We start from the raw sequence: 24,983 nt of genomic DNA, 5'->3' as shown, positions 1-24,983 counted from the left end.
GGCTCATGTGACCCCGTAGAACTTCTCCGTCTCCTCGACCGCGGTCTGGAACCGCTCGTCGAAGTCATCGCGAATGAGCGTCCGGACGACATAGTCCTGGACGCTCATTCCGCGTTTGGCGGCGTGATGCCGGAGCCGGTTGAGCAGCTCCCCGTCTATCCGCAGGCTGAGCACGCTGGTCCCCATGCCGTCGAGGGTCGCGGCAGCCGGGCGGGCGACGGGTCACTTTTCGCAGCGGGCTCACTCATATGAGTGATGTCGTGATTCAGTGGCGCGGTTCACGGGCACCCCGGTGGTCCTTAGCGAGAGTAATGAGTTACGCTAAAGAACATGCCTGACCTCACCCATGGCGACGACGAAGCCGCCGTGAACGCCTTGCGCTCCGCAGTGATGCGCCTGTCGCGTCGACTCAAGCACCAGCGGGTCGACGAGTCGCTGAGCCCCACCGAGATGTCGGTGCTCGGCACCCTCGCCCGCTGTGGCACCGCCACGCCCGGCGAGCTCGCCCGCAAGGAGCACGTGCAGCCGCCCTCGATGACCCGCATCGTCGCGCTGCTCGAAGCGAAGGGGCTGGTCAGGCTGGAGCCGCACCCCGAGGACCGGCGCCAGAAGGTCGTGACGCAGACCGACAAGGCGGAGACGATGCTCGAAGAGAGCCGCCGCAAACGGAACGCGTTCCTGGCCGGGCTGGTCGAGTCCCTCGACGAGGACGAGTGGGCCAAGCTCCGCGAGGCCGCCCCCGTGCTGGAGAAGCTCGCACACCTGTGACCATCCGCGGCCCTCCTCCGGGAGGGCCGCTCCCGAGAGACCGCCGACGCCCTCCTGTGACGCCGACGTCCACGAATGCCGAGGAGGCGAGCCCTTTTGAGTACGGGATCCGGAGCAGACTCCGCCCCCGCACCAGCCACCCACGACTCCCCGTCCACCCCCCACAGCGACGCGTCCGGCCCCTTGGACCCGGCCGCCGCTCAGAACCCGGCCGGCCCGAAGAACACGCCCGCCGAGCAGCGCCCGTCCGGCGCCCGGCGCACCTCCGGATCCTCCCGTTCCTCCATGTTCGGCTCGCTGAGGATCCGTAACTACCGGCTCTTCTTCCTGGGCCAGGTCGTCTCCAACACCGGCACCTGGATGCAGCGCATCGCCCAGGACTGGCTGGTGCTCAGCCTGACCGGCTCGTCCGCCGCGGTCGGCATCACGACCGCTCTGCAGTTCCTGCCGATGCTGCTGTTCGGGCTGTACGGCGGTGTCCTCGTCGACCGGCTGCCCAAGCGTCCGACGCTCCTCGCCACCCAGACCGCCATGGGCCTCACCGGCCTCGCGCTCGCCTTCCTGACCCTCTCCGGTCACGTCCAGGTCTGGCACGTCTACCTCGCGGCCTTCGCCGTCGGTCTCGCCACGGTCGTCGACAACCCGGCCCGGCAGTCCTTCGTCTCCGAGATGGTCGGCCCGGGCCAGCTCCAGAACGCGGTCAGCCTGAACTCGGCGAACTTCCAGTCGGCCCGCCTGGTCGGCCCCGCCGTCGCGGGCGTGCTGATCACCGGGGTCGGCACGGGCTGGGCGTTCCTCTTCAACGGCCTGTCGTTCGTGGCGCCCATCGCCGGCCTGATGCTGATGCGGGCCCGTGAACTGCACGTGGTCGAGCGCGCGCCGCGCGGCAAGGGCCAGCTCCGCGAGGGGCTGAACTACGTCGCCAGCCGCCCCGAGCTGATCTGGCCGATCGTCCTCGTCGGCTTCATCGGCACCTTCGGCTTCAACTTCCCGGTGTGGCTCTCGGCGTACGCGGACGACGTCTTCCACGCGGGCGCCGGCGCGTACAGCCTGTTCAACACGCTGATGGCGATCGGCTCGCTGGCCGGAGCGCTGCTCGCCGCCCGCCGCGGCACGGCCCGGCTGCGCGTCCTGATCGCGGCGGCCATCGGCTTCGGCGCGCTGGAGGTGGTCGCGGCGACGGTGCCGTCCCTGTGGCTCTTCGCGCTCCTCATGGTCCCGATCGGCATCTTCGGCCTCACCGTGAACGTCACCGCGAACACCTCGGTCCAGATGGCCACCGACCCCGCCATGCGCGGCCGGGTCATGGCGCTGTTCATGATGGTCTTCATGGGCGGCTCACCGCTGGGCGCGCCGCTGGTCGGCTGGGTCACCGACGCCTACGGCCCGCGCGTCGGCTTCGCCCTCGGCGGCCTGGTGTCGGTGGCGGCCGCGACCACGATCGGACTGATCCTGGCCCGGATCGGCGGCCTGCGCCTCGCCCTCGGCTGGCACCACGGCCACCCCCGGGTCCGCTTCGTGCCGAAGGAGCGCACGGAGCAGCGTGAGGAACAACTGGCCACGGCGGCCTGACGCCGCCTCCGTCGCCCTTCCGGGGAGGGTCGCCCGATGATCCGTTCCCTGGGAGGGTGACGGCATGAGACTTTTTGCGGCGGTACTGCCTCCGGAGCATGTCATCCGCGAACTCGCCGTCGAAGTGGACGAGTTGGAGCGGATGGCCGGGGCGGACGCCCTGCGCTGGACGGGCCGGCCCGGCTGGCACTTCACCCTCGCGTTCTACGGCGAGGTGGCCGAGGAGACCGTCCCCGACCTGTCGGAACGGCTGGCGCGGGCGGCCCGCCGCACCGGCTCCTTCCCGCTGTCCCTGCACGGCGGCGGCCACTTCGGCGGGCGCGCCCTGTGGGTGGGCGTGGCGGGCGACCTGCGGACCATGCGGCTGCTGGCCGACCGGGCGGAGGCGGCGGCGCGCAGGGCGGGCATCTCCATGGACGAGCACCGCCCCTACCACCCGCACCTGACGGTGGCCCGCAGCCGCACCTCCGCGCGCTTCGCGCCGTACGTCACCGCCCTGGACGGCTTCGCCGGGCGGGAGTGGACGGTGGGTGAGCTGTGTCTCGTCCGCAGCAATCTGCCGACGTCGGGAGTGCCCGGTGAGCAGCCACGTTATGAGACGGTGGCGAGCTGGTCGCTGGGGGTGGGCGACGGGGCCGGGGACGAGGCCCGTTAACCTCGAATGCGTGGACCCGAAGACCCGTAACCGGATCATGGCCGGTGTGCTCGTGCTGATGTTCGTCGTGGTGGCGCTGTCGGCGGCGGTCAGGTAGCCGACCGCCGCCGCGCGCCGCCGTGCCCTCGCGGGCTACCAGGCGAACGCCTCCGGGGACGGCCCCGGCCCCGGGAAGATCTCGTCGAGCGAGGCGAGGACCTCCTCCGACAGTTCCAGCTCGACGGCGCGCAGCGCCGACTCCAGCTGCTGTGCGGTGCGCGGGCCGACGATGGGGCCCGTGACGCCGGGCCGGGTCAGCAGCCACGCCAGCGCCGCCTCGCCGGGCTCCAGGCCGTGCTTGTCGAGCAGATCCTCGTACGCCTGGATCTGGGCGCGCACGGTGGTGTTGGCGAGGGCGTCGGCGGACCGGCCGCTCGCCCGGCGGCCGCCCTCGACCTCCTTCTTGATCACACCGCCCAGCAGGCCGCCGTGCAGCGGCGACCAGGGGATGACCCCGAGTCCGTACTCCTGCGCGGCCGGGATGACCTCCATCTCGGCGCGCCGCTCGGCCAGGTTGTAGAGGCACTGCTCGCTGACGAGGCCGATCGTGCCGCCGCGCCGGGCGGCGGTCTCGTTGGCCTGGGCGATCTTGTATCCGGGGAAGTTGCTGGACCCGGCGTAGAGGATCTTGCCCTGCTGGACCAGCACGTCGATCGCCTGCCAGATCTCCTCGAAGGGAGTGGAGCGGTCGATGTGGTGGAACTGGTAGACGTCGATGTAGTCGGTCTGCAGGCGCTTGAGGCTGGCGTCGACCGCGCGCCGGATGTTGAGCGCGGAGAGCTTGTCGTGGTTGGGCCACACCTCGCCGTCGGCGGCCATGTTCCCGTACACCTTGGTGGCGAGGACGACCTTGTCGCGGCGGTCGCCGCCGCGGGCGAACCAGTTCCCGATGATCTCCTCGGTACGGCCCTTGTTCTCGCCCCAGCCGTACACGTTCGCCGTGTCGAAGTAGTTGATCCCCGCGTCCAGTGCCGCGTCCATGATGGCGTGGCTCGCGGTCTCGTCGGTCTGCGGACCGAAGTTCATGGTGCCGAGGACGAGGCGGCTGACCTTGAGTCCCGTGCGTCCGAGCTGCGTGTACTTCATGACTGCCTAGCCAACGGCGTGGAGTGCGCTCTAGGCAAGCAAGGCCCGGCGAAACCCCCTAGTCGCGGGGGAATTCGCCGGTCTTCACGACCAGGCCGACGAGGGTGTTCGTCATGTCGACGTCCCCGCCGAAGGCGACGGTCGTCTCTGTGACGTAGTCGCCGTCCTTGGGCTGGGTGAACAGATGGCACTTGCCCTGGTAGGGGTCGGCGACGAGGTAGACGGGCACCTCGGCGTTCGCGTACGCGGTCTTCTTGGGGCCGTAGTCGTTGACCGCCGTGGCTTTCGAGATCACTTCGGCCACGAACTCGACGTCCTGGCAGCTCCACAGGCCCTTCGAGTCCTTCTCGGCCTGTTCCGACACGAGGGTCACGTCGGTGGCGAACCCGTTGAGATGGCCCGGGTAGTCGATGCGGACGTCGGACTTCACGCGCCTGCGCGGGTACTTGGTGCGCAGCTGCTCGACGATGTCCGCGGTGATCTCCCAGTGGGTGTCCCGCTGCGGCGACATGAAGACGGACCCCTCGACGATCTCGACCTTGTATCCCTCGGGGGTGGTCCGCTCGAGCGACCCGAACAGGGCGTCCAGAGTCAGCTCGCCGTTGTCGTCGGCCATCTCGATCCTGTCTTCGAGGACGGTCATCGTGGCGCTCCTCCCCGGCCGGGTGGCGGTCGAGCGCAGCCGCGCGGTTCAACGAAGGCACGGTGACCGGGATGCGCCCGGAATCGGTCAGGCGGATTCCGCCAGGTAGGGGGAGCCCAGGTCCCAGGCCTGGTACATGGCCTCCGCGAAGGCCTCGGCGATCTTGTGCTCGCCGCTCGCGTTCGGGTGGGTGCCGTCGTAGGTGTCGAGGTGGATGTCGTACGAGGCGGGCGGCGAGGCCAGCAGGAGCGGCGAGCGGGGTTCGTCGAGGTCGGCGACGGCCTTGGCGAGCAGTTCGTTGAAGGCGGCGACGTCGGCGGCGAAGGGGGCGTCGGACTCGGCGCGGACGTTCGGGATGACCGGGAGCAGGGCCATGCGTATGCGGGGGTTGGCGGCGCGGGCCTCGGCGACGAAGGCACGGGCGTTGGCGGCCGTCTGCGCCGCGTTCGTGTAGAAGCCCAGGTCGATCAGGCCCAGCGACACCAGCAGCACGTCGGCCCGGTGCGCACGGACCGCCTCGCGGATCACGGGGGCCATGTGCTGCCAGCCCTCGCCCCAGCCGGCCAGGTGCGCGCGGGGGAAGTCCGGGTCCGCGTACTCGTACGAGTCGGGGGAGCCCGTCGCCTTGTCGTAGAGCGTCTCGCGCGGACCGACGATCTGGAAGGGGCCCCCGTACGTCGCGCGCAGATGCTGCCACATTCGGTAACGCCATGTGTGTTCGCCCGCGCTACCGATCGTCATGGAGTCGCCGACGGGCATGAACCTGAGCATCCGCTCATCATGGATGATCGGCCGGGTCGCCACGGGCTGTGCGGGTGTGAGGCTGGACACGCCGTCCCGGACGTCCGGCGGTGGCGCCGACGGCTCTGAACCGCCCGCCGGGATGGCAGGCTTGGGGCCATGCGCCGATCGCTTCCGTTCCTCGCCGGAGCCGCTCTCGTCGTCGTGCTGTCGGCGCCGGCCGTCGCCGACAGCGGTGGCGACGACGGGTTCACGATCAAGGACCCCCGGATCACCGAGTCCAGTGGCCTCGCCGCCTCGCACCTGCACCCGGGCGTCTACTGGACCCACAACGACAGCGACGACGGGGCGTACCTGTACGCGGTCGACAGCAGGACGGGACGCACCGTCGCCACCGTCACCATGACGGGGGTCGGCGCTCCCCGGGACGTCGAGGCGATCTCCATCGGGCCCGACGGCGACCTCTACGTCGGCGACATCGGCGACAACCTCGGCGGCAAGTGGGACCACGTGTGGATCTACCGGCTGCCCGAGCCGAAGGTGCTGAAGGACCAGACGGTCCGCGCCACGCAGTACGTCGTGAAGTACGCGGACGGGCCCCGCAACGCGGAGGCGCTGATGGTGCACCCGAAGACCGGGCGGGTCTACATCGTCGACAAGGACGAGGACGGCGGTCACCTCTACGAGGGCCCCTCCCGGCTCTCCGCGTCCGGTACGAACGTCTTCCGGCCCGTCGCCCCCGTCGACCTGTGGGCCACCGACGCCGCCTTCTCGCCCGACGGCCGACAGCTCGCCGTACGCGGCTACTTCGGCGGGATCGCGTACCAGTGGAACGGCGGGAAGATCAAGCGTGAGGGTCGGCTGAACGTCCCCCTCCAGGGGCAGGGCGAGTCGGTCACGTACAGCCCGGACGGTTCGAAGCTCATGTACGGCAGCGAGGGCGCGGACAGCGCCGTGCAGCCGGAGGATGCGCCGGGTTCCGACGGGTCCGGTGCCAAGTCCCCTTCGAACGGCGGGGGTTCGTCCGCCGACGGGGGTGACGGCGGCGGGCTGAGCGGCGGCTTCAAGGTCGGCGCCCTCGCGGTCGCGGCGGCCTGCGCGGTGCTCTTCGGGTTCAGGCGGCTGCTGCGCCGCGGCTGAGTGGCCCGGCGGGTCGCCGCCCCGTCGCATCTATTGACGTGTCCATGGTCTATCCGTTCCATGGAGGGTGCGCGGTGCATGGGAGCGCTCCCATCCTGTTCCGGGGCCGCGCCTCCCCCGAGAGGAACCATCCCTATGTTCCGCAGCCTGCGAAGAGCGCTGTGCGCCGTGACGGCCGCACTGCTGTTACCGCTGGCGGGTGCGCAGACCGCCCGCGCGGCGGACCCCGGCGCCGGGTACTGGCACACCAGCGGCCGGCAGATCCTCGACTCCGCCGACCGGCCCGTCCGGATCGCCGGAATCAACTGGTTCGGCTTCGAGACCGGCAACCACGTCGTCCACGGCCTCTGGTCGCGCGACTACAAGAGCATGATCGACCAGATGAAGTCGCTGGGCTACAACACCATCCGGCTCCCCTACAGCGACGACCTGTTCAAGGGCACCGTGCCCGACAGCATCGACTTCTCCGGCGGCAAGAACGCCGACCTCCAGGGGCTCGACTCCCTCCAGGTCATGGACAGGATCGTGACGTACGCCGGTCGGGACGGCCTCAAGGTGATCCTCGACCGGCACCGCCCCGACTCGGGAGGGCAGTCCGCCCTCTGGTACACCCCGGCCGTCCCCGAGTCGACGTGGATCGCCGATCTCAAGGCGCTGGCGGCGCGTTACGCGGGCCAGGACACCGTCATCGGGATCGACCTGCACAACGAGCCGCACGATCCGGCCTGCTGGGGCTGCGGCGACACGGCCGTCGACTGGCGGTTGGCCGCACAACGGGCCGGGAACGCGGTCCTGTCCGTCAACTCGCGGCTGCTGGTCTTCGTGGAGGGCGTGCAGACGTACAACGGCGTCTCGGGCTGGTGGGGCGGCAACCTGATGGGGGCCGGGCAGTACCCGGTCCAGCTGGACGTGGCGAACCGGGTCGTCTACTCCGCCCACGACTACGCCACCAGCGTGGCCCAGCAGAGCTGGTTCAGCGACCCGTCCTTCCCGGCCAACATGCCGGGAGTGTGGGACAAGTACTGGGGCTATCTCTTCAAGCAGAACATCGCGCCGGTGTGGGTCGGCGAGTTCGGCACGACGCTCCAGTCGTCGGTGGACCAGAAGTGGCTGGCGGCGCTCGTCTCCTACCTGCGGCCGACCGCCACCTACGGCGCCGACAGCATCTCCTGGACCTTCTGGTCGTGGAACCCCAACTCCGGTGACACGGGCGGCATCCTCAAGGACGACTGGACGACCGTGGACACCGTGAAGGACGGCTACCTCGCGAGCGTCAAGGCGCCGGGATTCCCGTCGACCGGGGACGGCGGCGGGGGCGGCGGGGACGGCGGTGGCGGTACGGCCGCCTGCGCCGCCGCCTACACGGTCAGCAGCGACTGGGGCAGCGGCTTCAACGCCGACGTCAAGGTGACCAACACCGGCGCCACCGCCCTCACGTCCTGGAAGGTGACCTGGACATGGAGCGGCGGCCAGCGGGTCACCAGCATGTGGAACGCCACCTACACACAGAGCGGGGCCACCGTGAGTGCCGTCAACGCGGCCCACAACGGGGCCGTCCCGGTGGGCGGTTCGGCGGGCTTCGGCTTCGGCGGGGCGCCGGGAGGCGGTGGCACGCCCGCGGTCACGTGCACGGCGACCTGAGGGCACGGCGACCTGAAGGCACGGCGGCACCGGTCCACGGACACGGGACACGGGACCCGGGACACGACAGCGTGACCTCCGCGCCGTCATGACCGGCGCAATGTCCTGACCGCGGACGAAAAGGAGCCCGGCGCGGTCCACCGCGCCGGGCTCCCTGTCCGCTCACGGGCGGGAAGCGGTCAGAGCTTCTCGATGACGTAGTCGACGCACTTCGTCAGCGCCTCGACGTCCGCCGGGTCGATCGCCGGGAACATCGCGATGCGCAGCTGGTTGCGGCCGAGCTTGCGGTAGGGCTCGGTGTCGACGATGCCGTTGGCGCGCAGGACCTTGGCGACGGCGGCGGCGTCGATCTCGTCGGCGAAGTCGATCGTGCCGATGACCTGGGACCGCTTGGCCGCGTCGGTGACGAACGGCGTCGCGTACTTGGACTCCTCGGCCCAGCCGTACAGGCGGGTCGACGATTCCTTGGTGCGGGCCGTGGACCAGGCGAGTCCGCCCTGGCCGTTGATCCACTCCAGCTGATCGTTGAGCAGGAAGAGGGTGGCGAGGGCCGGGGTGTTGTACGTCTGGTTCTTGCGGGAGTTGTCGATCGCCGTGGGCAGCGAGAAGAACTCCGGGACGTGACGGCCGGAGGCGTGGATCCGCTCGGCGCGCTCGATCGCGGCCGGGGAGAAGACGCCGATCCACAGGCCGCCGTCGGAGGCGAAGGACTTCTGCGGGGCGAAGTAGTAGACGTCGGTCTCGGCGATGTCGACCGGGAGGCCGCCGGCGCCGGAGGTGGCGTCCACCAGGACGAGGGAGCCCTCGTCGGCGCCCTGCACCCGGCGGACGGGGGCGGCGACACCGGTGGAGGTCTCGTTGTGGGTGAAGGCGTACACGTCGACGCCCGCCTCGGCCTGCGGCTCCGGGTGGGTGCCCGGGTCGCTCGCGATGACGGTCGGCTCGGCCAGCCAGGGCGCGAGCTTGGCCGCCTTGGCGAACTTCGAGCTGAACTCGCCGAAGTTGAGGTGCTGCGACTTGTTCTCGATCAGGCCGTGGGTCGCGACGTCCCAGAACGCGGTGGAGCCGCCGTTGCCGAGGACGACCTCGTACCCGTCGGGCAGGGAGAACAGCTCGCGCACGCCTTCGCGCACCTTGCCGACCAGGTTCTTGACCGGGGCCTGGCGGTGGGACGTGCCGAGCAGGGAGCTGCCGGTCGCGGCCAGCGCGTCCAGCGCCTCCGTACGCACCTTGGAGGGGCCCGCGCCGAATCGTCCGTCGGCGGGCTTGATGTCAGCGGGGATCTGGATATCAGCCACGAGCCGGAGCGTATCCCCTCGGAGAAACCGGACGGAAACGTGTCCGTTCGATGAGACGACCCCGTCGGCCCGCGGACTTGTGAGGACCTACGAGACGGCCCGGCCCCGCGCGGTCGTGCGGGGCCGGGACCACGGGGCCTACGGGTTCAGCCGCACCGGCAGCTCGAACAGGTCGTTCTGGGTGACCACCGGCTTGTTGCGCAGGTCGGCGGCGGGGACGGCCAGGTCGAGGGACGGGAAACGGGCGTACAGGGCGGGCAGGGCGACGCCCGCCTCCAGACGGGACAGGGCCGCTCCGGGGCACACGTGCGGGCCGTGGCCGAAGGAGATGTGCCGGTTCTGGACCGTGCGGGTGATGTCGAAGTCGCCCGCCGTCGGACCGTGGGCCTGCTCGTCGCGGCCGAGGGCGCCGTAGGAGACGATCAGCGCGTCCCCGGCCGGGATGACCTTGTCGCCGACCGGGACGTCCTCCGTCGCGAAGCGGATCAGGACGTGGGAGGTCGGGGTGGACCAGCGGAGCGTCTCCTCGACGACCGCCGACCAGTCGGCCTCACCCGATAGGACGAGGGCGCGCTGCTCCGGGTGGGTGGAGAGGTTGACCACCGCGTTGACGATCAGCGAGATCGTCGTCTCGTGGCCGGCCGCGACCATCAGCTGGAGCGTGGAGACGATCTCCTCGTCGGTGAGGTGGTCGCCGTCCTCGGAGGCGAGGATCAGCGCCGAGGTGAGGTCGTCGCCCGGCTCGGCGCGCTTCGCGGCGACCGTCTCCGCCATGATCCCGGCCAGCTCGGTGAGCGTGGCGATGACCTCCGCGGGCGGGGTCTGCGTCGAGAAGAACTTCTCGAAGAGCTCCTTCAGACGCGGCAGCCGGTCCTCCGCGATGCCCATGAGGTCGGCCACGACGTACATCGGCAGCGGGTAGGCGAAGTCGGCCTTGAGGTCGACGACCTCGCCCTCCAGACCGTCGAGCAGCCCCTCGGTCAGCTTGGTGATCCGCTCCCGCATCTGCTCCACGCGGCGCGGGGTGAGGGCCTGTGCGACCAGCGTGCGCATCCGCCGGTGGTCGGCGCCGTCCACGGTGAGCATCGAACGGCCCGGGTTGGCGAGCCCGATCAGCGGCCAGTCCGGGGCGATCTCGCCGCGCTGCCAGGCACCCCAGACGTTGATGTCCTTCACCAGCCGGGGATCGGTCAGCAGCTTCTTGGCCTCGGCGTGGTGCGTGACCGCCCACACCGGTACGCCGCCGGGCAGTTCGACGGCGGCGAGCGGGCCCGCGGCGCGCAGCGCGGCGCTCTCGGCCTCCAGGTCGGTGACGAAGGGGTCCAGGGCTATGCGGGTCTCTTCGGTGCCGGTGGTCATGCGGGGGTGCCTCCAGGGGCGGGGTGGGATGCGGTGTGTGCCCGGGGACAGCCCCCGGACCCCGGCCGGAAGGAGCAGGTCGGCCGGGTGCGCGCGAGGTGTCAGCGCGCGGGTACGGGGGTGAACGTCACCGGCAGTCCGGTCAGGCCCCGCAGCCACGGGGAGGGGCGCCTGGTCAGTGACTCGGCGGGTACGGCCAGGTCGATGTCCGGCAGCCGGTCCAGCACGACCTCGATGCCGGTCCGCGCGATGACCTCGGCGACCTCCTGAGCCGGGAACGGGCAGCGGTGCTCACCGTGGCCGAAGGAGAAGTGGGCGCTGTTGCCGCCGGTGAGGGCGGAGCCGTCGGTGCGGACCTGGGGGTCGGCGTTGGCGCCCTGGAGGCCGAGCAGCAGCAGGTCGCCGGCGCGGACCCGGCGCCCGCCGAGCTGGGTGTCGCGGGAGGCCCAGCGGCCCGCCACGTTCTGGGTCGGGGTGTCCTCCCACAGGACCTCGTTCATGGCCTCACCGACGCTGTGCCGGCCGCCGAACAGAGAGGCGGCGAAACGTTCGTCCGTGAGCATCAGGCGCAGCGAGTTGCCGATCCAGTCGGCGGTCGGCTGGTGGCCCGCGGCCATCATGACCATGAGGTCCTGGACGATCTCCTCGTCCGTGAAGCCGGACGGGTCGGCGAGCATGCGGGAGACGACGTCGTCCGCGGGCTCGTCCTTGCGGTCGGCCAGCAACTGCGCCATCGACGTGGCCAGGTGCTGCTGTCCGGCGAGTGCGCCCTCACGTCCGTTGACCATGTCGTTGAGGGCGGTGACGAGGCCGGGGCCCTGCTCGTCGGAGAAGCCGTAGAGGCGCGCGAGGACGCGTACGGGCAGCAGGGCCGCGTAGTCCTCGACGATGTCGGTCTCGCCCTTCGTGCACACCGCGTCGATGAGCTCGTCGGCGAACTTCTCCGCGTGGCTGCGCAGTTCGAAGGCGTCGACGGCTTCGAGCGCGTTGCTGATCATCGCGGCGCGCTCGCGATGGCGTTCGCCGACGGTGTACAGGATGGAGGGCTGCCTGCGGCCGATCATCGGGAGCAGCGGCCAGTCGTCGGGGATGCGGTCCCACTGGTTCCACAGCTCGGAGTCCCGGCTGAACAGCTGCGGGTCGCCGGTGACCTGGTGCAGCTCGCGGTAGCCCAGCACCAGCCACGCCGGGATGTCGCCGTCGAGCACCACGGGTACGACCGCGCCGTGGTCGCGCCGCATCTCCCGGTACAGCTCGGCCGGTTCGGTCTGGAACCGGGGGCCGCTCAGCGGCACGGGGGCGGGGGTCACAGTGCCGGCTCCGGTGAGTTCGGGGCGCCTTGCGCGGCGGCGCCGTGAGGGGCGTACAGGGAGGCGAGGTGCTCGACCAGGGTGATCAGCACCCGCTTGGCGGACTCCCGGGAGCGGGCGTCGCAGTCGATCAGCGGCACGTGCGGGTCGAGGTCGAGCGCCTCGCGGATCTGCGCGGGGGTGTGCGTGGGTCCGCCGAAGTCGTTGCAGGCCACGATGAACGGGGTGCCGTGGTGCTCCAGCCGGTCGATGGCGTACCAGGAGTCGTCGATGCGCCGGGTGTCGACGAGGACGACCGCGCCGAGCGTGCCGGAGAACAGCCGGTCCCAGAGGAACCAGAAGCGCTCCTGCCCGGGCGCGCCGAACAGGTACAGCACATTGTGGGCGTCCAGGGTGATGCGGCCGAAGTCGAAGGCGACGGTGGTGGCGGACTTGCCGCGCACCTCGCTGATGTCGTCCACGGCGGCACCGGCCTGCGTCATCGTCTCCTCGGTGTTGAGGGGACGGATCTCGCTGACGGAGCGGACCAGGGTCGTCTTGCCGACGCCGAAGCCGCCGACGATCACGATCTTCAGGCCGTTGTCGGCCGACGCCTGAAGGGGTGTACGGGCGCTCGCGGGCGCGAGGGCGTCAGAGGTTACGGAGTCCAACGAGCACCTGCTCCAGGATGTCGGGATCGGGGAGACCTGAGGGGACCGCCGCGTGCGGATGGCGGGCGCTGACCCGGCCCGCGGCGAGCAGGTCGGCGAGCAGGATGCGGGTGATGGACACCGGCAGCCGCAGCTCGGCGGCGATCTCGACGACCGCCGTCGGCCGCTCGCACAGCCGCAGGATCGCGGCGTGCTCGGACTGCATGCCCGCCACCGGGTCGCACTCGGCGACCACCAGGGTCACGAGGTCGAAGGGGGTATCGGGCCCGGACCGGCTGCGCCCACCCGTGAGGGTGTACAGCCGGTCGGGCGCGTCGTCCCTGCCCGGTCGGCTCATGACGTACGGGGCTGCGCGCTCAGGTGTTCGCCGAGTTGCTCCACGAGTTCGCTCATGTTGTGCCCGACCAGACCCGCGTCGGCGTCCTCGGCGGTGACCACGGCGAGGTGCGCGCCGTCGCCCGCCTCCACGATGAACAGGACCCCGCCGTAGAACTCGGCCATCGCCGAGCGCACGCCGCCGCTGCCGTCGCCGAACTCGACGGACGCCCCGTGGGACAGCGACTGGATGCCGGCGGCGATCGCGGCGAGCTGGTCGGCCTGGTCGGCCGAGAGCTCGGGGGTGCGGCACAGCTTCAGGCCGTCGCGGGAGAGCACGAGCGCGTGCCGCGCGCCCGGGGTGCGCTCAAGGAGGCCCTCGATGAGCCAGGAGAGCTTCTCGTCGGCGGTGGTGGTGCCGGTCATGGGGTGGTGTCGCCTTCCGGGTGCGAGTGCGGGGTCGAGTGGGTGCTGGGGGACGCCGTCGGCGCGACCGCCTCGTCGCGTGCGGCGTTCTCGGGCCCGTCGGGCGGTGCGTCGGCCGCGGGGTCCCCCTGCCGTGCGGCTTCCGCGGCGCCGGCCGCCGCGCCGCGCACCGCGTCGCGGAAGCTGCCGAAGCGGGCGACGGCCCGCGCCTTGGCCTCGTCGGGGGTACGGGGCTTCGGCTCTGCGGCCGGGGGCGTGGCGTGCGAGCGACTGCGCTCGGCGTGCGCGAGGGTCCGGCCGCGGCGGCGCTTGGGCAGGCCGCCGGTCGACGGGGCCGCCGCTTCGTGCCGGGGCGAGTCGTGGGTGGGGACCGGGTCCGGGTCGAGGTCCTCGACGGCGCGGGCGGCGGCGTACGACACCTCGGTGCGCGCGGTGACCGCGGGGTGCGACGCCGGCGTGGGTTCGGCGGACAGCGGTGCGGACGGCTGGGTCAGCAGGTCCTGGGGGATGAGCACCAGGACGCCGGTGCCGCCGCGTGCGGAGGGCCGGAAGGACACCGTCAGGCCGTGCTTGCGGGCGAGCCGGCCGACCACGGCGAGGCCGAGCCGGGTGCCGGTGAGGCCACCGAGCTCGGCGACGTCGCCGGACACGGCGCGTTCGGCGCGGCGCAGCTGGACGTCGCCCATGACCAGGCCGCTGTCCTCGACGGAGACGATGACGCCGGCCGGGACCTCCTCGACGTACACGTGGACCTCCGCGGTCGGCGGCGAGAAGTTCGCCGCGTTGTCGAGGAGTTCGGCGAGCGCGTGCATCACGCCCTCGGCGGCGTGCCCGGCGACGGCGGCCTCGCTCGCGGAGTGCACGCGCACCCGCTGGTAGCCGCTGATGCGGCCCATCGCGCCGCGCAGGATCGACTCCATGACGATCGGGCGGGCCCAGCGGCGGCCGGAGCGCGCGCCGGTCAGGACGGCGACCGAGTCGGCGAGCCGGCCCGCCTGCGCGGTGCGGTGGTCGAGGTGGAGGAGGTCGGCGAGGACGTCCTCGTCGGAGTGCCTCTCCTCCATGCCGCGCAGGTCGGCGAGCATGCCGGTGGCCAGCGCCTGCATGCGGCCCGCCGCGTTGGCGGTCGCCGAGATCGCGGCGGCCCGGTCGCCCGAGGCCTGTCGGGCGCGCTGCGCCAGCCGTGCGTTCTCCTCGGTGAGACGGGTCCGTTCGCCGGTGAGCCGTGTCTGCTCGTCGGCCAGTTGCCGCCGCTCCGCGGCGAACTGCTCGGCGAGTTGCTCGCGTTCCGACGCGAACTCCTCGGTCAGCCGGATACGTTCGCGGGCCGCAGCCTCGGCGAGACGGGTCCGCTCGCGTGCGGCGTCGTCGGCGAGGCGAGTCCGTTCCTGGTTGAACTCCTCGGTGAGCCGGGCCCTTTCCTGGAGGAGCCGTCCGGCGTCCTCGGTGACGGCGCCGAGGCGGCGGCGCGCCAGTTTCGCGCTCTGCACGGCGTGCGCGGCCACCGCGACGGCCGCGCAGAGCAGGACCGCGGCGGCGCCCGTGCCCCAGGCGAGCGGTGCGCGCGCCGAGTCGGGCGCGAGGGCGACCGCGCAGGCCACCGCGAGCGCGGCCGGGACGGCGGTGATCAGCGGAGCGGGCGCGACGGCGCGGAAGGTGGGTCGTTCGCCGTGGGGGAGAGGCGGGGTCATCAATCGGTCCTCGGTCGTCTTCTGGGGCGAGAACGTGTCCTCGGTCGTGTCCTGGGCGAGAAACGACACCCGGTGCTCAACTTGCGGTCACTATATGAGAGTTCGTGATCGCATTGGGAAGGTTCTGGAAGCGGTTTCAGGATCCGGGCGCAAAACGGGATGCGCGGAGCACCGGTGGCACCGACGCACGGCGGCATCCTGGGAGGCATGACGGATCTCGGGAAGCAGGGGACACCGGTACCGGCGACCGACGCCCGGGCACTGCGGGAGGGGCTGCGCCGGGCGGTCCGCGGCGAGGTCGACTTCGGCACCACCGCGCGGGCGCTGACCACCATGGACGCCTCCAACTACCGCCGCGTCCCGCTCGGCGTCGTGTCCCCGCGCGACGCCGACGACGTGGCGGCGGCGCTCGCCGTCTGCCGCGCGCACGGCGTGCCCGTCGTGGCCCGCGGCGGTGGCACGTCGATCGCCGGACAGGCCACGGGCACCGGCGTGGTCCTCGACTTCACCCGGCACATGAACGCGATCGTCTCGCTCGACCCGGACTCCCGGACCGCCGTGGTCCAGCCCGGCGTCGTCCTCGACCGCCTCCAGGAGGCCGCCGCCCCGCACGGCCTGCGCTTCGGCCCCGACCCGTCGACGCACGGCCGCTGCACGCTCGGCGGAATGATCGGCAACAACTCGTGCGGATCGCACTCGGTGGCCTGGGGCACGACCGCGGACAGCGTGCGGGACCTGTCGGTGGTCACCGCGCGGGGCGCGCGCCTGACGCTCGGCCGGGACTGGGCGGGCGCGCCGGACGGGCTCCGGGACCTGGTGGACGGTGAACTCGCGCGCCTGCGCACCGGCTTCCCGGACCTGCCGCGCCGCATCTCCGGTTACGCGCTCGACGCCCTCCTGCCGGAGCGCGGCGCGGACGTCGCCCGCGCCTTCTGCGGCTCCGAGGGCACCTGGGGGGTGGTGACGGAAGCGGTCGTACGGCTTGTGGAGGACCCGCCCGCGCGGGCGCTGGCCGTGCTCGCCTACCCGGACGAGAGCGCGGCCGCACAGGCGGCGGCCGGGCTGCTGCCGCACGGGCCGCTGACCGTGGAGGGGATGGCCGCCGATCTGGTGCCGGCCGGGGCCGGGCTGCCGCGCGGCGGGGCCTGGCTGTTCGTGGAGACGGGCGGGGCGTCCGGCGGCGAGGCCCGCGCGCGGGCGGACGCGATCGTGCGGGCCGCCGACGTGACGGACGCCGTCGTGGTCACCGACCCGGCCGGGCAGCGCGCCCTGTGGCGCATCCGCGAGGACGCCAGCGGCACCGCGACCCGGATGCCGGACGGCAGCGAGGCCTGGCCCGGCTGGGAGGACTGCGCGGTGCCGCCCGCCCGGCTCGGGGCGTACCTGCGTGACTTCCGCGCCCTGCTGACGGCGTACGGCCTGCGCGGCACGCCGTACGGGCACTTCGGCGACGGCTGCATCCACGTACGCATCGACTTCGACCTCGTCAGCACGGCGGGGGTGGCCCGCTTCCGGAGCTTCTCGCAGGAACTGGCCGAGGTGGTCGTCTCGCACGGCGGTTCCCTCTCCGGCGAGCACGGCGACGGACAGGCGCGGGCGGAGCTGCTGCCCCGGATGTACGGCGCCGCCATGGTCGGCCTCTTCGAGCGGGCGAAGGACCTCTGGGATCCGGACGATCTGCTCAACCCCGGCATGCTCGTACGGCCGCACCGCCTCGACGAGAACCTGCGCTTCGCGGCGCTGCCGGGCCGGCCCGTGGACGTGGAGTTCGGGTATCCGGCCGACGGCGGGGACTTCTCGGCGGCGGTGCGCCGCTGTGTGGGCGTCGCCAAATGCCGTACGACCGGGGCGTCGGCGACCGGCGTCATGTGCCCCTCCTTCCGGGCGACCGGCGAGGAGGAGCACTCGACGCGCGGGCGCGCCCGGCTGTTGCACGAGATGCTCGCGGGCGAGGTCGTGACCGACGGATGGCGTTCCACGGAGGTCCGCGACGCGCTGGATCTGTGCCTGTCCTGCAAGGGCTGCCGGTCGGACTGCCCGGTCGGCGTCGACATGGCCACGTACAAGGCGGAGTTCCTCCACCACCACTACGCCGGGCGCCGCCGGCCCGCCGCGCACTACGCGATGGGCCGGCTGCCCGTGTGGCTCGCCGCGGTGTCCCGTACGCGTTCCGCTCGGCTGGTCAACCACCTCGCCTCCGTGCGCCCGTTGGCCGCCGTCGCCAAGCGGCTGGCCGGGATCGCGCCCGAGCGGGAGATCCCGCGGCTGGCGGCGGAGACGTTCAGCCGCTGGTGGACACGCCGGTTCCGGGACCGGGTGAAGGCGTTCGTGCGCGCGCGGCGGCGGCCGGGGGCGCGACCGGCCTTCCCGGGGTTCGGCGGCACCGTCGTGGTGCTCTGGCCGGACACCTTCACCGAGCATCTGTCGCCGTCCGTGGGGCGGGCGGCCGTCCGCGTCCTGGAGGCGGCCGGGCTGACCGTCCTGCTGCCACCGACGAAGCGGATGACTCCCGGTCCGGCCGGGAAGCGCCGGCCGCGGTGGCCGGACGCGAGCGGTCGGCACGGGGGGTCGGGGATCGGGGCGTCCGGCGGGAGCGACCGGATCAGGCCGGGGGCCGGGGAGTCCGGCGGGAACGGAGACGGGCTCCGGACCCGGCGGGGGCCGGTCGGCGACGGGGTGACGCGCGGGCCGGTCGGCCTCTCCCTGCTCCTCGCACGCCGCCGCAGCCGCGTCTGCTGCGGGCTGACGTACGTCTCCACCGGACAGCTCGACCAGGCCCGTGCCGTGATGCGTCGCTCGCTCGACCTGATGGAGCCGTACCTGGAGGCGGAGGGCATCCCGGTCGTCGTCCTGGAGCCCAGCTGCGCCGCCGCCCTGCGCACCGACCTCCCGGAGCTGCTGCACGACGACCCCCGGGCGGCGCGGCTCGCGGCGTCGGTGGTGACGTTCGCCGAGGTCCTGGAGCGCCACGCCCCGGACTGGACCCCGCCCCGGCTGGACCGCCCGGTCGCCGGCCAGACCCACTGCCACCAGCACGCGGTGCTCGGCGACGCCGCCGACCGCCGGCTGCGCGAGGCGGCCGGGCTGACCGGCGCCCTCGCGGGCGGCTGCTGCGGTCTGGCCGGCAACTTCGGTTTCGAGAAGGGCCACTACGAGGTGTCCAGGGCCTGCGCGGAGGAACAGCTCCTCCCGGCGGTGCGCGCGGCCACGGACGACACGCTGCTCCTCGCGGACGGCTTCTCCTGCCGTACCCAGCTGCGACAACTGGCGGACAGCGGGGCACGGCACCTCGCCGAGGCACTGGCGGACGCACTGCCCGACCCCGGCCGAGATCCCGCGGCCGCAGCCCTTCCCTCAGACCTGGGCGGCCCGGGTCCCGACGCGGGTCGCTCCGGCCCCGACGCGGGCCGCCCGTAACCCGACGGGGAGACCAGGGATCCGGGGCGGGTCGGTCGGGTCGCGACCCGAGACACCCGGGTTCCCGACCCGAGTCGCTCGGCACCCGCCCCGCGCCCGATCCCGGCCCCTTCGAACCCGCCCCGGGCCGCCCCGGACCGGACGGCGGCCGCGGTGCGGGCGGGCGCGGTCCGCGGCCGTCGCTGGGGGCCCGGTGGGCGCCGCCGTCCGCACCGTGGGACAGTTCCGTCATGGGTTCACACGCCTGACAAAGTCCATTACTCTGGACTGGCGAGTGCAGCATGATGAACGAATCCCGCGTCGATCCCCTGGAAGGTCCCGTGAACACCCCCAGCGCCGTCCCGTCCTCCCCGGCCTCGGTCGCCCCCGCGATGGCTCCCGCCCCCGCGCCGGGTGCGCCCACGGCGGGCGGACCGGGCCGACGGGGCGCTCTCGGGCCCGTGGGACTGGTCCTCGCCGGCGGCATCTCCGTGCAGTTCGGCGGCGCCCTCGCGGTGAGTCTGATGCCGCGGGCCGGCGCGCTCGGCGTGGTGACCCTGCGGCTCCTGGTGGCGGCGGTCGTGCTGCTCGCGGTCTGCCGCCCCAAGATGCGCGGGCACTCGCGCGCCGACTGGGGCACCGTCGTCGTCTTCGGTCTGACGATGGCCGCGATGAACGGCCTCTTCTACCAGTCGGTCGACCGGATCCCGCTGGGCCCCGCCGTCACGCTCGAAGTGCTCGGCCCCCTCGCGCTCTCCGTGCTCGCCTCCCGGCGCGCCGTGAACCTGGTCTGGGCCGGCCTCGCGCTCGGCGGCGTCTTCCTGCTCGGCGGCGGAGGGTTCAGCAGCCTCGACCCGGCCGGTGTGGCCTTCGCGCTCGGCGCCGGCGCCATGTGGGCGGCGTACATCGTCTTCAGCGCCCGTACGGGCAGGCGCTTCCCCCAGGCCGACGGGCTCGCCCTCGCCATGGTGGTCGCGGCGGTGGCCTTCCTGCCGCTGGGGATCGCCGAGTCCGGCTCGAAACTCCTCGTCCCCACCACGGTGGTGCTGGGCGGGGCGGTGGCCGTCCTCTCCTCGGTCCTGCCCTACACCCTCGAACTCCTCGCCCTGCGGCGGCTGCCCGCCTCCACCTTCGCCATCCTCATGAGCCTCGAACCGGCCGTCGCCGCCACCGCGGGCTTCCTCGTCCTCGGTCAGGCGCTGTCGGTCACCCAGGCCCTGGCGATCGCCCTCGTCATCGCGGCGAGCATGGGGGCGGTACGGACGCAGGTGGGCCGTGGGAGGGTCAAGGGGCTGGAGCAGGAGCCGCTGCCGGCGGCGACCGGAGGTTCCGCGGGCTGAGCGCCCCGCGCGCCGGTTCAGCTGGTGCGCTGCACCGGAGCGGGACGGCCGTACGGCCGCTCGTGCTCGCCGAACCACAGGTGCGGCGCCCGCGCATGGGCCGACGCGGCCAGTTCGCGTCCCCAGCGGCGGCCGGAGTACGTCGGGATCCCGATCCGGTAGCGGCGCTCGGGCAGTCCGGGGCGCAGCGGCTCGTCGCGCACGACGAGCGGCCGGAGCACGGGGTCGTCGGCGTCGACGTCGCCGTACGGGCACAGTTCGAGGCTCATGACCTTCCGGCCCGCCCTGGCGCTGCCCTTGTGCGCCCAGTGGAGGCCGACGCCGGCGAGCGACTGCCACGGCACCGCCGCGTACCGCTCGGGGCTGTGCCACCACCACACGCCGTACGCGTCGAAGGCGAGCAGGGTCCGGCGCCCCGCCCACAGCGCGTAGGACATCAGTGCCCCCAGTCCGCCCCAGAACAGCAGCCACACCACGGCGAAGGCCCACCGCCCGGCGCCCGCCCCGTCCTGCGCCGCGGTGAGGGCCAGGGGGAGCGGGGCGAGGCACAGGGCGATCAGCGTGCCGGGCAGTCCGGTCCGCAGCCGCCGCATGCCGAAGCGGTGGACGGTGGCGTCGGGACCGGGACGGGAGGGGGCGGGAAGCATGGCGGCAGAGCCTATCCGGGTGACCTGACCACGACAAACTCCCCGCTTCGTACCGGATTCCCGCGCGCCTCCGGCCGTCCGCCCGCCGTGGCCACGAGAATTAATGCAAGCATGCTTGCTTGTTTCTGTGGTCGCTGACATGCTCCGGGGCACACAACGTCGTGCCCCGAGGGAGCGCATCGTGTCCGACGCGTCGTCAGTGATCGACGATCTGCAGCAGGAGAGCGAGGAACTCGACCGGCTGGTCGGGGAGTTGGAAGCGGACCGGTGGGCGCTCGACACGCCCGCCGCAGGGTGGACCGTCGCCCACCAGATCGCCCACCTCGCCTGGACCGACCACTCCGCACTGCTCGCCGTCACGGACGCGGACGCCTTCCACGCCCTGGTCGAGAAGGCGCTCGCGGCCCCCGACTCGTTCGTGGACCAGGGGGCCGAGGACGGCGCCCGGCTCGCGCCCGCCGACCTGCTCGCACGGTGGCGGGACGGGCGGACCGCGCTCGACCGCGCCCTGCGCGAGGCCCCGGCCGGCGCCCGCTTCCCCTGGTACGGGCCGCCCATGTCCACCGCCTCCATGGCCACCGGGCGGCTCATGGAGACCTGGGCCCACGGCCAGGACGTCGCCGACGCGCTCGGCGTGGTCCGCGCCCCCACCGACCGGCTGCGGCACGTGGTCCGCATCGGCGTCCGGGCACGGAACTTCGCGTTCGGCGCCCACGGACTCCCCGCACCCGCCGAGGAGTTCCGGGTGGAAGTCACCGCTCCCTCCGGCGCCTTGTGGACCTACGGCCCCGAGGACGCGGCCCAGCGCGTCACCGGTCCCGCGCTCGACTTCTGCCTCCTGGTCACCCAGCGCGCCCACCGCGCCGACCTCGCCGTGCGCGCCGACGGCACCGACGCCGACCGCTGGCTCGACATCGCCCAGGCCTTCGCGGGCCCGCCCGGCACCGGCCGCGCGCCGCGGGAGACGTCCCGGTGAGCGCCCCGGCAGCCCCGCTCCGCATCGGCAACGCCTCCGGCTTCTACGGCGACCGCTTCGGCGCCGTGCGCGAGATGCTCACCGGCGGCGAACTGGACGTCCTGACCGGCGACTACCTCGCCGAGCTGACCATGCTCATCCTGGGCAGGGACCGCCTCAAGGACCCGGCCGCCGGCTATGCCCGCACGTTCCTGCGGCAGTTGGAGGACTGCCTCGGCCTCGCCCATGAGCGCGGCGTGCGCATCGTCACCAACGCCGGGGGACTCAACCCCGCCGGACTCGCCGACGCCGTGCGGAAGCTGGCGGAACGGCTCGGCATCCCGGTGCGCGTCGCCCACGTCGAGGGTGACGACCTCACCGCGGAACACCCCGGCAGTCTGGCCGCGCACGCCTACCTCGGCGGCTTCGGCATCACCGCCTGCCTGCGGGAGGGCGCGGACGTCGTGGTCACCGGGCGGGTGACCGACGCGGCCCTGGTCACCGGGCCCGCCGCCGCCCACTTCGGGTGGGCGCCCACCGACCACGACCGGCTCGCGGGCGCCGTCGTCGCCGGTCACGTGCTGGAGTGCGGGACCCAGGCCACCGGCGGCAACTACGCGTTCTTCCGGGACGGCGACGTGCGCCGGCCCGGCTTCCCGCTGGCGGAACTCCACGAGGACGGCAGCTGCGTCATCACCAAGCACGACGGCACCGGCGGCTTCGTCGACGTCGGCACGGTCACCGCGCAACTGCTCTACGAGACGGGCGGCGCCCGGTACGCGGGACCCGACGTCACGGCGCGACTGGACACCGTACGGCTCGGCCAGGAAGGCCCCGACCGCGTACGGATCGAGGGTGTGCGCGGCGAGGCGCCGCCACCGTCCCTCAAGGTCGGCCTCAACAAGCTCGGCGGCTTCCGCAACGAGGTCGTCTTCGTCCTCACCGGACTCGACGTCGAGGACAAGGCCGCGCTCGTCCGCGAGCAGATGACGGACGCGCTCGCCAAGTCGCCGCCCGCCCAGGTGCGGTGGGAACTGGCCCGCACCGACCGGTCCGACGCGGACACCGAGGAGACGGCGAGCGCGCTGCTGCGGCTCGTCGTGCGGGACCCCGACCAGCAGACCGTCGGGCGCGCGCTGAGCGGCGCGGCCATCGAGCTGGCGCTCGCCAGCTACCCCGGCTTCCACGTGGTGGCACCCCCCGGCAAGGGCGCGCCCTACGGCGTCTTCGAGGCCGTGCACGTCCCCCAGGAGGCCGTCGCCCACACGGCCGTCCTGGACGACGGACGCAGGATCCCGGTGCCCGGGGCGCCGGACACCCGCGTCCTCGACGACGTCCCGGACCCCGTCCTGCCCGACCCCCTGCCGCCGGGGCCGACGCGCCGCGCACCGCTCGGCCGGGTCGTCGGCGCCCGCAGCGGGGACAAGGGCGGCAACGCCAACGTGGGCGTGTGGGCGCGCACGGACGACGCCTGGCGCTGGCTGGCCCACGAGCTGACGGCCGACCGGTTCCGGGAGCTGATGCCCGAGAGCGCCCCGCTGACCGTCGTCCGGCACGTCCTGCCCAACCTGCGCGCCCTCAACTTCGTCGTCGAGGGGATCCTCGGCGAGGGCGTCGCCTCCCAGGCCCGCTTCGACCCCCAGGCCAAGGCCCTGGGCGAATGGCTCCGCTCCCGCCACCTGGACATTCCGGAGAGCCTCCTGTGACCGTCCTTCCCACCGCGCTCGACACCAAGAGCCCCGAGTACGCGGCCCACCGCGAGACGATGGCCGCCAAGCTCGCCGAACTGGAGGGCGAGCACGCCAAGGCCCTCGCGGGCGGGGGCGAGAAGTACGTCGCCCGGCACCGCGCGCGCGGCAAGCTGCTCGCACGCGAACGCATCGAACTGCTGCTGGACCCGGACACGCCCTTCCTGGAGCTGTCGCCGCTGGCGGCCTGGGGCAGCGAGTACACGGTCGGCGCCTCCCTCGTCACCGGCATCGGCGTGGTCGAGGGGGTCGAATGCCTGATCACGGCGAACGACCCGACCGTGCGCGGCGGCGCCAGCAACCCGTGGAGCCTGAAGAAGGCCCTGCGGGCCAACGACATCGCGCTCGCCAACCGGCTGCCCTGCATCAGCCTCGTCGAGTCGGGCGGCGCCGATCTGCCCTCGCAGAAGGAGATCTTCATCCCCGGGGGCGCGATCTTCCGCGACCTCACCCGGCTGTCGGCGGCGGGGATCCCCACCGTGGCGGTCGTCTTCGGGAACTCCACCGCGGGCGGGGCGTACGTCCCCGGCATGTCCGACCACGTGATCATGGTCAAGGAGCGGGCCAAGGTCTTCCTCGGCGGGCCGCCGCTGGTGAAGATGGCCACGGGCGAGGAGAGCGACGACGAGTCCCTGGGCGGCGCCGAGATGCACGCGCGCGTGTCGGGACTCGCGGACTACTTCGCCGTCGACGAGGAGGACGCGCTGCGGCAGGCCCGGCGCGTGGTCGCCCGTCTCAACCACCGCAAGGCGTACGGCGATCCGGGCCCGGCCGCCCCGCCCAAGTACGACGAGGACGAACTGCTCGGGATCGTGCCCGGCGACCTCAAGCACCCCTTCGACCCGCGCGAGGTGATCGCCCGGATCGTCGACGGCTCGGACTTCGACGAGTTCAAGCCCCGCTACGGGACCAGCCTGACGACCGGCTGGGCCGCCCTGCACGGGTACCCCGTCGGCATCCTCGCCAACGCCCAGGGTGTGCTCTTCAGCGCCGAGTCCCAGAAGGCCGCCCAGTTCATCCAGCTCGCCAACCAGCGGGACATCCCGCTGCTGTTCCTGCACAACACCACCGGCTACATGGTCGGCAAGGAGTACGAGCAGGGCGGCATCATCAAGCACGGCGCCATGATGATCAACGCGGTGAGCAACTCCCGGGTCCCGCACCTGTCGGTGCTCATGGGGGCGTCGTACGGAGCCGGGCACTACGGCATGTGCGGGCGCGCCTACGACCCGCGCTTCCTGTTCGCCTGGCCGAGCGCCAAGTCGGCGGTCATGGGCCCGCAGCAGCTCGCGGGCGTCCTGTCCATCGTCGCCCGGCAGTCGGCCGCGGCCAAGGGACGGCCCTACGACGACGAGGCCGACGCCGCGCTGCGTGCCATGGTGGAGCAGCAGATCGAGTCCGAGTCGCTGCCGATGTTCCTGTCCGGCCGGCTGTACGACGACGGGGTCATCGACCCGCGCGACACCCGCACCGTCCTCGGCATGTGCCTGTCCGCGATCCACACGGCGCCCTACGAGGGCGTGCGCGGTGGCTTCGGCGTCTTCCGGATGTGAGGTCCCTCCA

The 24,983-nt window shown here is 72.8% G+C and carries 22 protein-coding genes; 10 read left to right on the top strand and 12 right to left on the bottom strand.

All coding sequences use genetic code 11. The features are described 5' to 3' along the window. Nucleotides 1–3 precede the first annotated feature (3 nt). Nucleotides 4–186 carry a hypothetical protein gene (locus BKI49_RS16690; RefSeq protein WP_028802841.1) on the bottom strand — a complete coding sequence of 61 codons (183 nt, stop codon included), beginning with the start codon at nucleotides 184–186 and terminating at the stop codon, nucleotides 4–6. A 144-nt stretch (nucleotides 187–330) separates the two neighbouring features. Between BKI49_RS16690 and BKI49_RS16685 the strand changes: the two genes are divergently transcribed. The 3 genes from BKI49_RS16685 (at nucleotide 331) to thpR (ending at nucleotide 2,995) form a co-directional block, all read left to right on the top strand. After that, on the top strand, nucleotides 331–768 hold the full coding sequence (locus BKI49_RS16685) for a MarR family winged helix-turn-helix transcriptional regulator (protein ID WP_095935079.1): 438 nt from the start codon (nucleotides 331–333) through the stop codon (nucleotides 766–768). Nucleotides 769–864: 96 nt separating this feature from the next. Continuing rightward, nucleotides 865–2,340 carry an MFS transporter gene (locus BKI49_RS16680; RefSeq protein WP_095935078.1) on the top strand — a complete coding sequence of 492 codons (1,476 nt, stop codon included), beginning with the start codon at nucleotides 865–867 and terminating at the stop codon, nucleotides 2,338–2,340. A 64-nt stretch (nucleotides 2,341–2,404) separates the two neighbouring features. Further along, a complete protein-coding gene (gene thpR, locus BKI49_RS16675) occupies nucleotides 2,405–2,995 on the top strand; it encodes an RNA 2',3'-cyclic phosphodiesterase (RefSeq protein WP_095935077.1) in 591 nt (196 codons plus the stop codon). A gap of 132 nt (nucleotides 2,996–3,127) precedes the next feature. Here thpR and BKI49_RS16670 read toward each other — a convergent pair whose 3' ends face one another. The 3 genes from BKI49_RS16670 to BKI49_RS16660 form a co-directional block, all read right to left on the bottom strand. Then, nucleotides 3,128–4,120 (bottom strand): aldo/keto reductase, encoded by a 993-nt coding sequence (locus tag BKI49_RS16670; protein ID WP_095935076.1) that lies wholly within the window; start codon nucleotides 4,118–4,120, stop codon nucleotides 3,128–3,130. A gap of 58 nt (nucleotides 4,121–4,178) precedes the next feature. Continuing rightward, the gene (locus BKI49_RS16665) at nucleotides 4,179–4,763 is read right to left on the bottom strand and encodes a Uma2 family endonuclease (RefSeq protein WP_095935075.1); all 585 of its coding nucleotides are present in this window, start codon (nucleotides 4,761–4,763) and stop codon (nucleotides 4,179–4,181) included. Nucleotides 4,764–4,850: 87 nt separating this feature from the next. Then, a complete protein-coding gene (locus BKI49_RS16660; RefSeq protein WP_095935074.1) occupies nucleotides 4,851–5,534 on the bottom strand; it encodes a GDSL-type esterase/lipase family protein in 684 nt (227 codons plus the stop codon). A 129-nt stretch (nucleotides 5,535–5,663) separates the two neighbouring features. Between BKI49_RS16660 and BKI49_RS16655 the strand changes: the two genes are divergently transcribed. Together BKI49_RS16655 and BKI49_RS16650 are read left to right on the top strand one after the other, a co-directional pair. Then, on the top strand, nucleotides 5,664–6,644 hold the full coding sequence (locus BKI49_RS16655; RefSeq protein WP_095935073.1) for a hypothetical protein: 981 nt from the start codon (nucleotides 5,664–5,666) through the stop codon (nucleotides 6,642–6,644). Nucleotides 6,645–6,779: 135 nt separating this feature from the next. After that, nucleotides 6,780–8,285: a cellulase family glycosylhydrolase gene (locus BKI49_RS16650; protein WP_095935072.1), complete on the top strand. Its 1,506-nt coding sequence runs from the start codon at nucleotides 6,780–6,782 to the stop codon at nucleotides 8,283–8,285. A gap of 179 nt (nucleotides 8,286–8,464) precedes the next feature. Here BKI49_RS16650 and serC read toward each other — a convergent pair whose 3' ends face one another. The 7 genes from serC to BKI49_RS16615 form a co-directional block, all read right to left on the bottom strand. Then, complete coding sequence (gene serC / locus BKI49_RS16645; protein WP_095935071.1) at nucleotides 8,465–9,583, bottom strand: phosphoserine transaminase; 1,119 nt, start codon at nucleotides 9,581–9,583, stop codon at nucleotides 8,465–8,467. 138 nt (nucleotides 9,584–9,721) lie between these two features. Further along, nucleotides 9,722–10,942 (bottom strand): cytochrome P450 family protein, encoded by a 1,221-nt coding sequence (locus tag BKI49_RS16640; RefSeq protein WP_095935070.1) that lies wholly within the window; start codon nucleotides 10,940–10,942, stop codon nucleotides 9,722–9,724. A gap of 101 nt (nucleotides 10,943–11,043) precedes the next feature. Then, nucleotides 11,044–12,252 carry a cytochrome P450 gene (locus BKI49_RS16635; RefSeq protein ID WP_095935069.1) on the bottom strand — a complete coding sequence of 403 codons (1,209 nt, stop codon included), beginning with the start codon at nucleotides 12,250–12,252 and terminating at the stop codon, nucleotides 11,044–11,046. Beyond that, on the bottom strand, nucleotides 12,249–12,902 hold the full coding sequence (locus BKI49_RS16630; RefSeq protein WP_095935068.1) for a GTP-binding protein: 654 nt from the start codon (nucleotides 12,900–12,902) through the stop codon (nucleotides 12,249–12,251). Before BKI49_RS16630 ends, BKI49_RS16635 begins: the two co-directional genes overlap by 4 nt. Further along, nucleotides 12,883–13,239, bottom strand: coding sequence for a DUF742 domain-containing protein (locus tag BKI49_RS16625; protein ID WP_028802893.1), 357 nt, complete (start codon nucleotides 13,237–13,239; stop codon nucleotides 12,883–12,885). The genes BKI49_RS16630 and BKI49_RS16625 overlap by 20 nt, the downstream gene beginning before the upstream one ends. Beyond that, entirely contained in the window at nucleotides 13,236–13,643 is a 408-nt protein-coding gene (locus tag BKI49_RS16620; RefSeq protein WP_095935067.1) for a roadblock/LC7 domain-containing protein, read from the bottom strand. The genes BKI49_RS16625 and BKI49_RS16620 overlap by 4 nt, the downstream gene beginning before the upstream one ends. Beyond that, nucleotides 13,640–15,334 (bottom strand): ATP-binding protein, encoded by a 1,695-nt coding sequence (locus tag BKI49_RS16615; protein ID WP_095935274.1) that lies wholly within the window; start codon nucleotides 15,332–15,334, stop codon nucleotides 13,640–13,642. The genes BKI49_RS16620 and BKI49_RS16615 overlap by 4 nt, the downstream gene beginning before the upstream one ends. 207 nt (nucleotides 15,335–15,541) lie before the next feature. Here BKI49_RS16615 and BKI49_RS16610 point away from each other — a divergent pair, with 207 nt between their 5' ends. Next, a complete protein-coding gene (locus tag BKI49_RS16610; RefSeq protein ID WP_373557555.1) occupies nucleotides 15,542–18,751 on the top strand; it encodes an FAD-binding and (Fe-S)-binding domain-containing protein in 3,210 nt (1,069 codons plus the stop codon). A 320-nt stretch (nucleotides 18,752–19,071) separates the two neighbouring features. Continuing rightward, complete coding sequence (locus BKI49_RS16600; protein ID WP_095935273.1) at nucleotides 19,072–20,070, top strand: EamA family transporter; 999 nt, start codon at nucleotides 19,072–19,074, stop codon at nucleotides 20,068–20,070. A gap of 17 nt (nucleotides 20,071–20,087) precedes the next feature. On the opposite strand, the gene BKI49_RS16595 is transcribed toward BKI49_RS16600, so the two are convergent. Next, complete coding sequence (locus BKI49_RS16595) at nucleotides 20,088–20,717, bottom strand: hypothetical protein (protein WP_095935066.1); 630 nt, start codon at nucleotides 20,715–20,717, stop codon at nucleotides 20,088–20,090. 181 nt (nucleotides 20,718–20,898) lie between these two features. Here BKI49_RS16595 and BKI49_RS16590 point away from each other — a divergent pair, with 181 nt between their 5' ends. The 3 genes from BKI49_RS16590 to BKI49_RS16580 are packed head-to-tail and all read left to right on the top strand — an operon-like array spanning nucleotide 20,899 to nucleotide 24,973. Then, nucleotides 20,899–21,693 carry a TIGR03084 family metal-binding protein gene (locus BKI49_RS16590; protein ID WP_095935065.1) on the top strand — a complete coding sequence of 265 codons (795 nt, stop codon included), beginning with the start codon at nucleotides 20,899–20,901 and terminating at the stop codon, nucleotides 21,691–21,693. Beyond that, nucleotides 21,690–23,378, top strand: a complete 1,689-nt coding sequence (locus BKI49_RS16585) for an acyclic terpene utilization AtuA family protein (RefSeq protein ID WP_095935064.1) — start codon at nucleotides 21,690–21,692, stop codon at nucleotides 23,376–23,378. Before BKI49_RS16590 ends, BKI49_RS16585 begins: the two co-directional genes overlap by 4 nt. Further along, complete coding sequence (locus BKI49_RS16580; protein ID WP_095935063.1) at nucleotides 23,375–24,973, top strand: acyl-CoA carboxylase subunit beta; 1,599 nt, start codon at nucleotides 23,375–23,377, stop codon at nucleotides 24,971–24,973. Before BKI49_RS16585 ends, BKI49_RS16580 begins: the two co-directional genes overlap by 4 nt. The last annotated feature ends 10 nt before the right edge of the window (nucleotides 24,974–24,983 follow it).

Origin of the sequence: Streptomyces sp. Tue6028, assembly GCF_002300165.1 — a bacterium.
GTDB classification, from domain to species: Bacteria; Actinomycetota; Actinomycetes; order Streptomycetales; family Streptomycetaceae; genus Streptomyces; species Streptomyces siamensis.
Note: the sequence above shows the minus strand (reverse complement) of the source record. Positions and strands in the feature narration are given on the sequence as shown.

Bases quoted from the DNA above. Each gene is read 5' to 3' on its own strand.
- BKI49_RS16690 (WP_028802841.1), bottom strand. From the start codon at position 186: ATGGGGACCAGCGTGCTCAGCCTGCGGATAGACGGGGAGCTGCTCAAC.
- BKI49_RS16685 (WP_095935079.1), top strand. From the start codon at position 331: ATGCCTGACCTCACCCATGGCGACGACGAAGCCGCCGTGAACGCCTTG.
- thpR (WP_095935077.1), top strand. From the start codon at position 2,405: ATGAGACTTTTTGCGGCGGTACTGCCTCCGGAGCATGTCATCCGCGAA.
- BKI49_RS16670 (WP_095935076.1), bottom strand. From the start codon at position 4,120: ATGAAGTACACGCAGCTCGGACGCACGGGACTCAAGGTCAGCCGCCTC.
- BKI49_RS16665 (WP_095935075.1), bottom strand. From the start codon at position 4,763: ATGACCGTCCTCGAAGACAGGATCGAGATGGCCGACGACAACGGCGAG.
- BKI49_RS16660 (WP_095935074.1), bottom strand. From the start codon at position 5,534: ATGCTCAGGTTCATGCCCGTCGGCGACTCCATGACGATCGGTAGCGCG.
- BKI49_RS16655 (WP_095935073.1), top strand. From the start codon at position 5,664: ATGCGCCGATCGCTTCCGTTCCTCGCCGGAGCCGCTCTCGTCGTCGTG.
- BKI49_RS16650 (WP_095935072.1), top strand. From the start codon at position 6,780: ATGTTCCGCAGCCTGCGAAGAGCGCTGTGCGCCGTGACGGCCGCACTG.
- BKI49_RS16640 (WP_095935070.1), bottom strand. From the start codon at position 10,942: ATGACCACCGGCACCGAAGAGACCCGCATAGCCCTGGACCCCTTCGTC.
- BKI49_RS16625 (WP_028802893.1), bottom strand. From the start codon at position 13,239: ATGAGCCGACCGGGCAGGGACGACGCGCCCGACCGGCTGTACACCCTC.
- BKI49_RS16620 (WP_095935067.1), bottom strand. From the start codon at position 13,643: ATGACCGGCACCACCACCGCCGACGAGAAGCTCTCCTGGCTCATCGAG.
- BKI49_RS16615 (WP_095935274.1), bottom strand. From the start codon at position 15,334: ATGACCCCGCCTCTCCCCCACGGCGAACGACCCACCTTCCGCGCCGTC.
- BKI49_RS16610 (WP_373557555.1), top strand. From the start codon at position 15,542: ATGACGGATCTCGGGAAGCAGGGGACACCGGTACCGGCGACCGACGCC.
- BKI49_RS16595 (WP_095935066.1), bottom strand. From the start codon at position 20,717: ATGCTTCCCGCCCCCTCCCGTCCCGGTCCCGACGCCACCGTCCACCGC.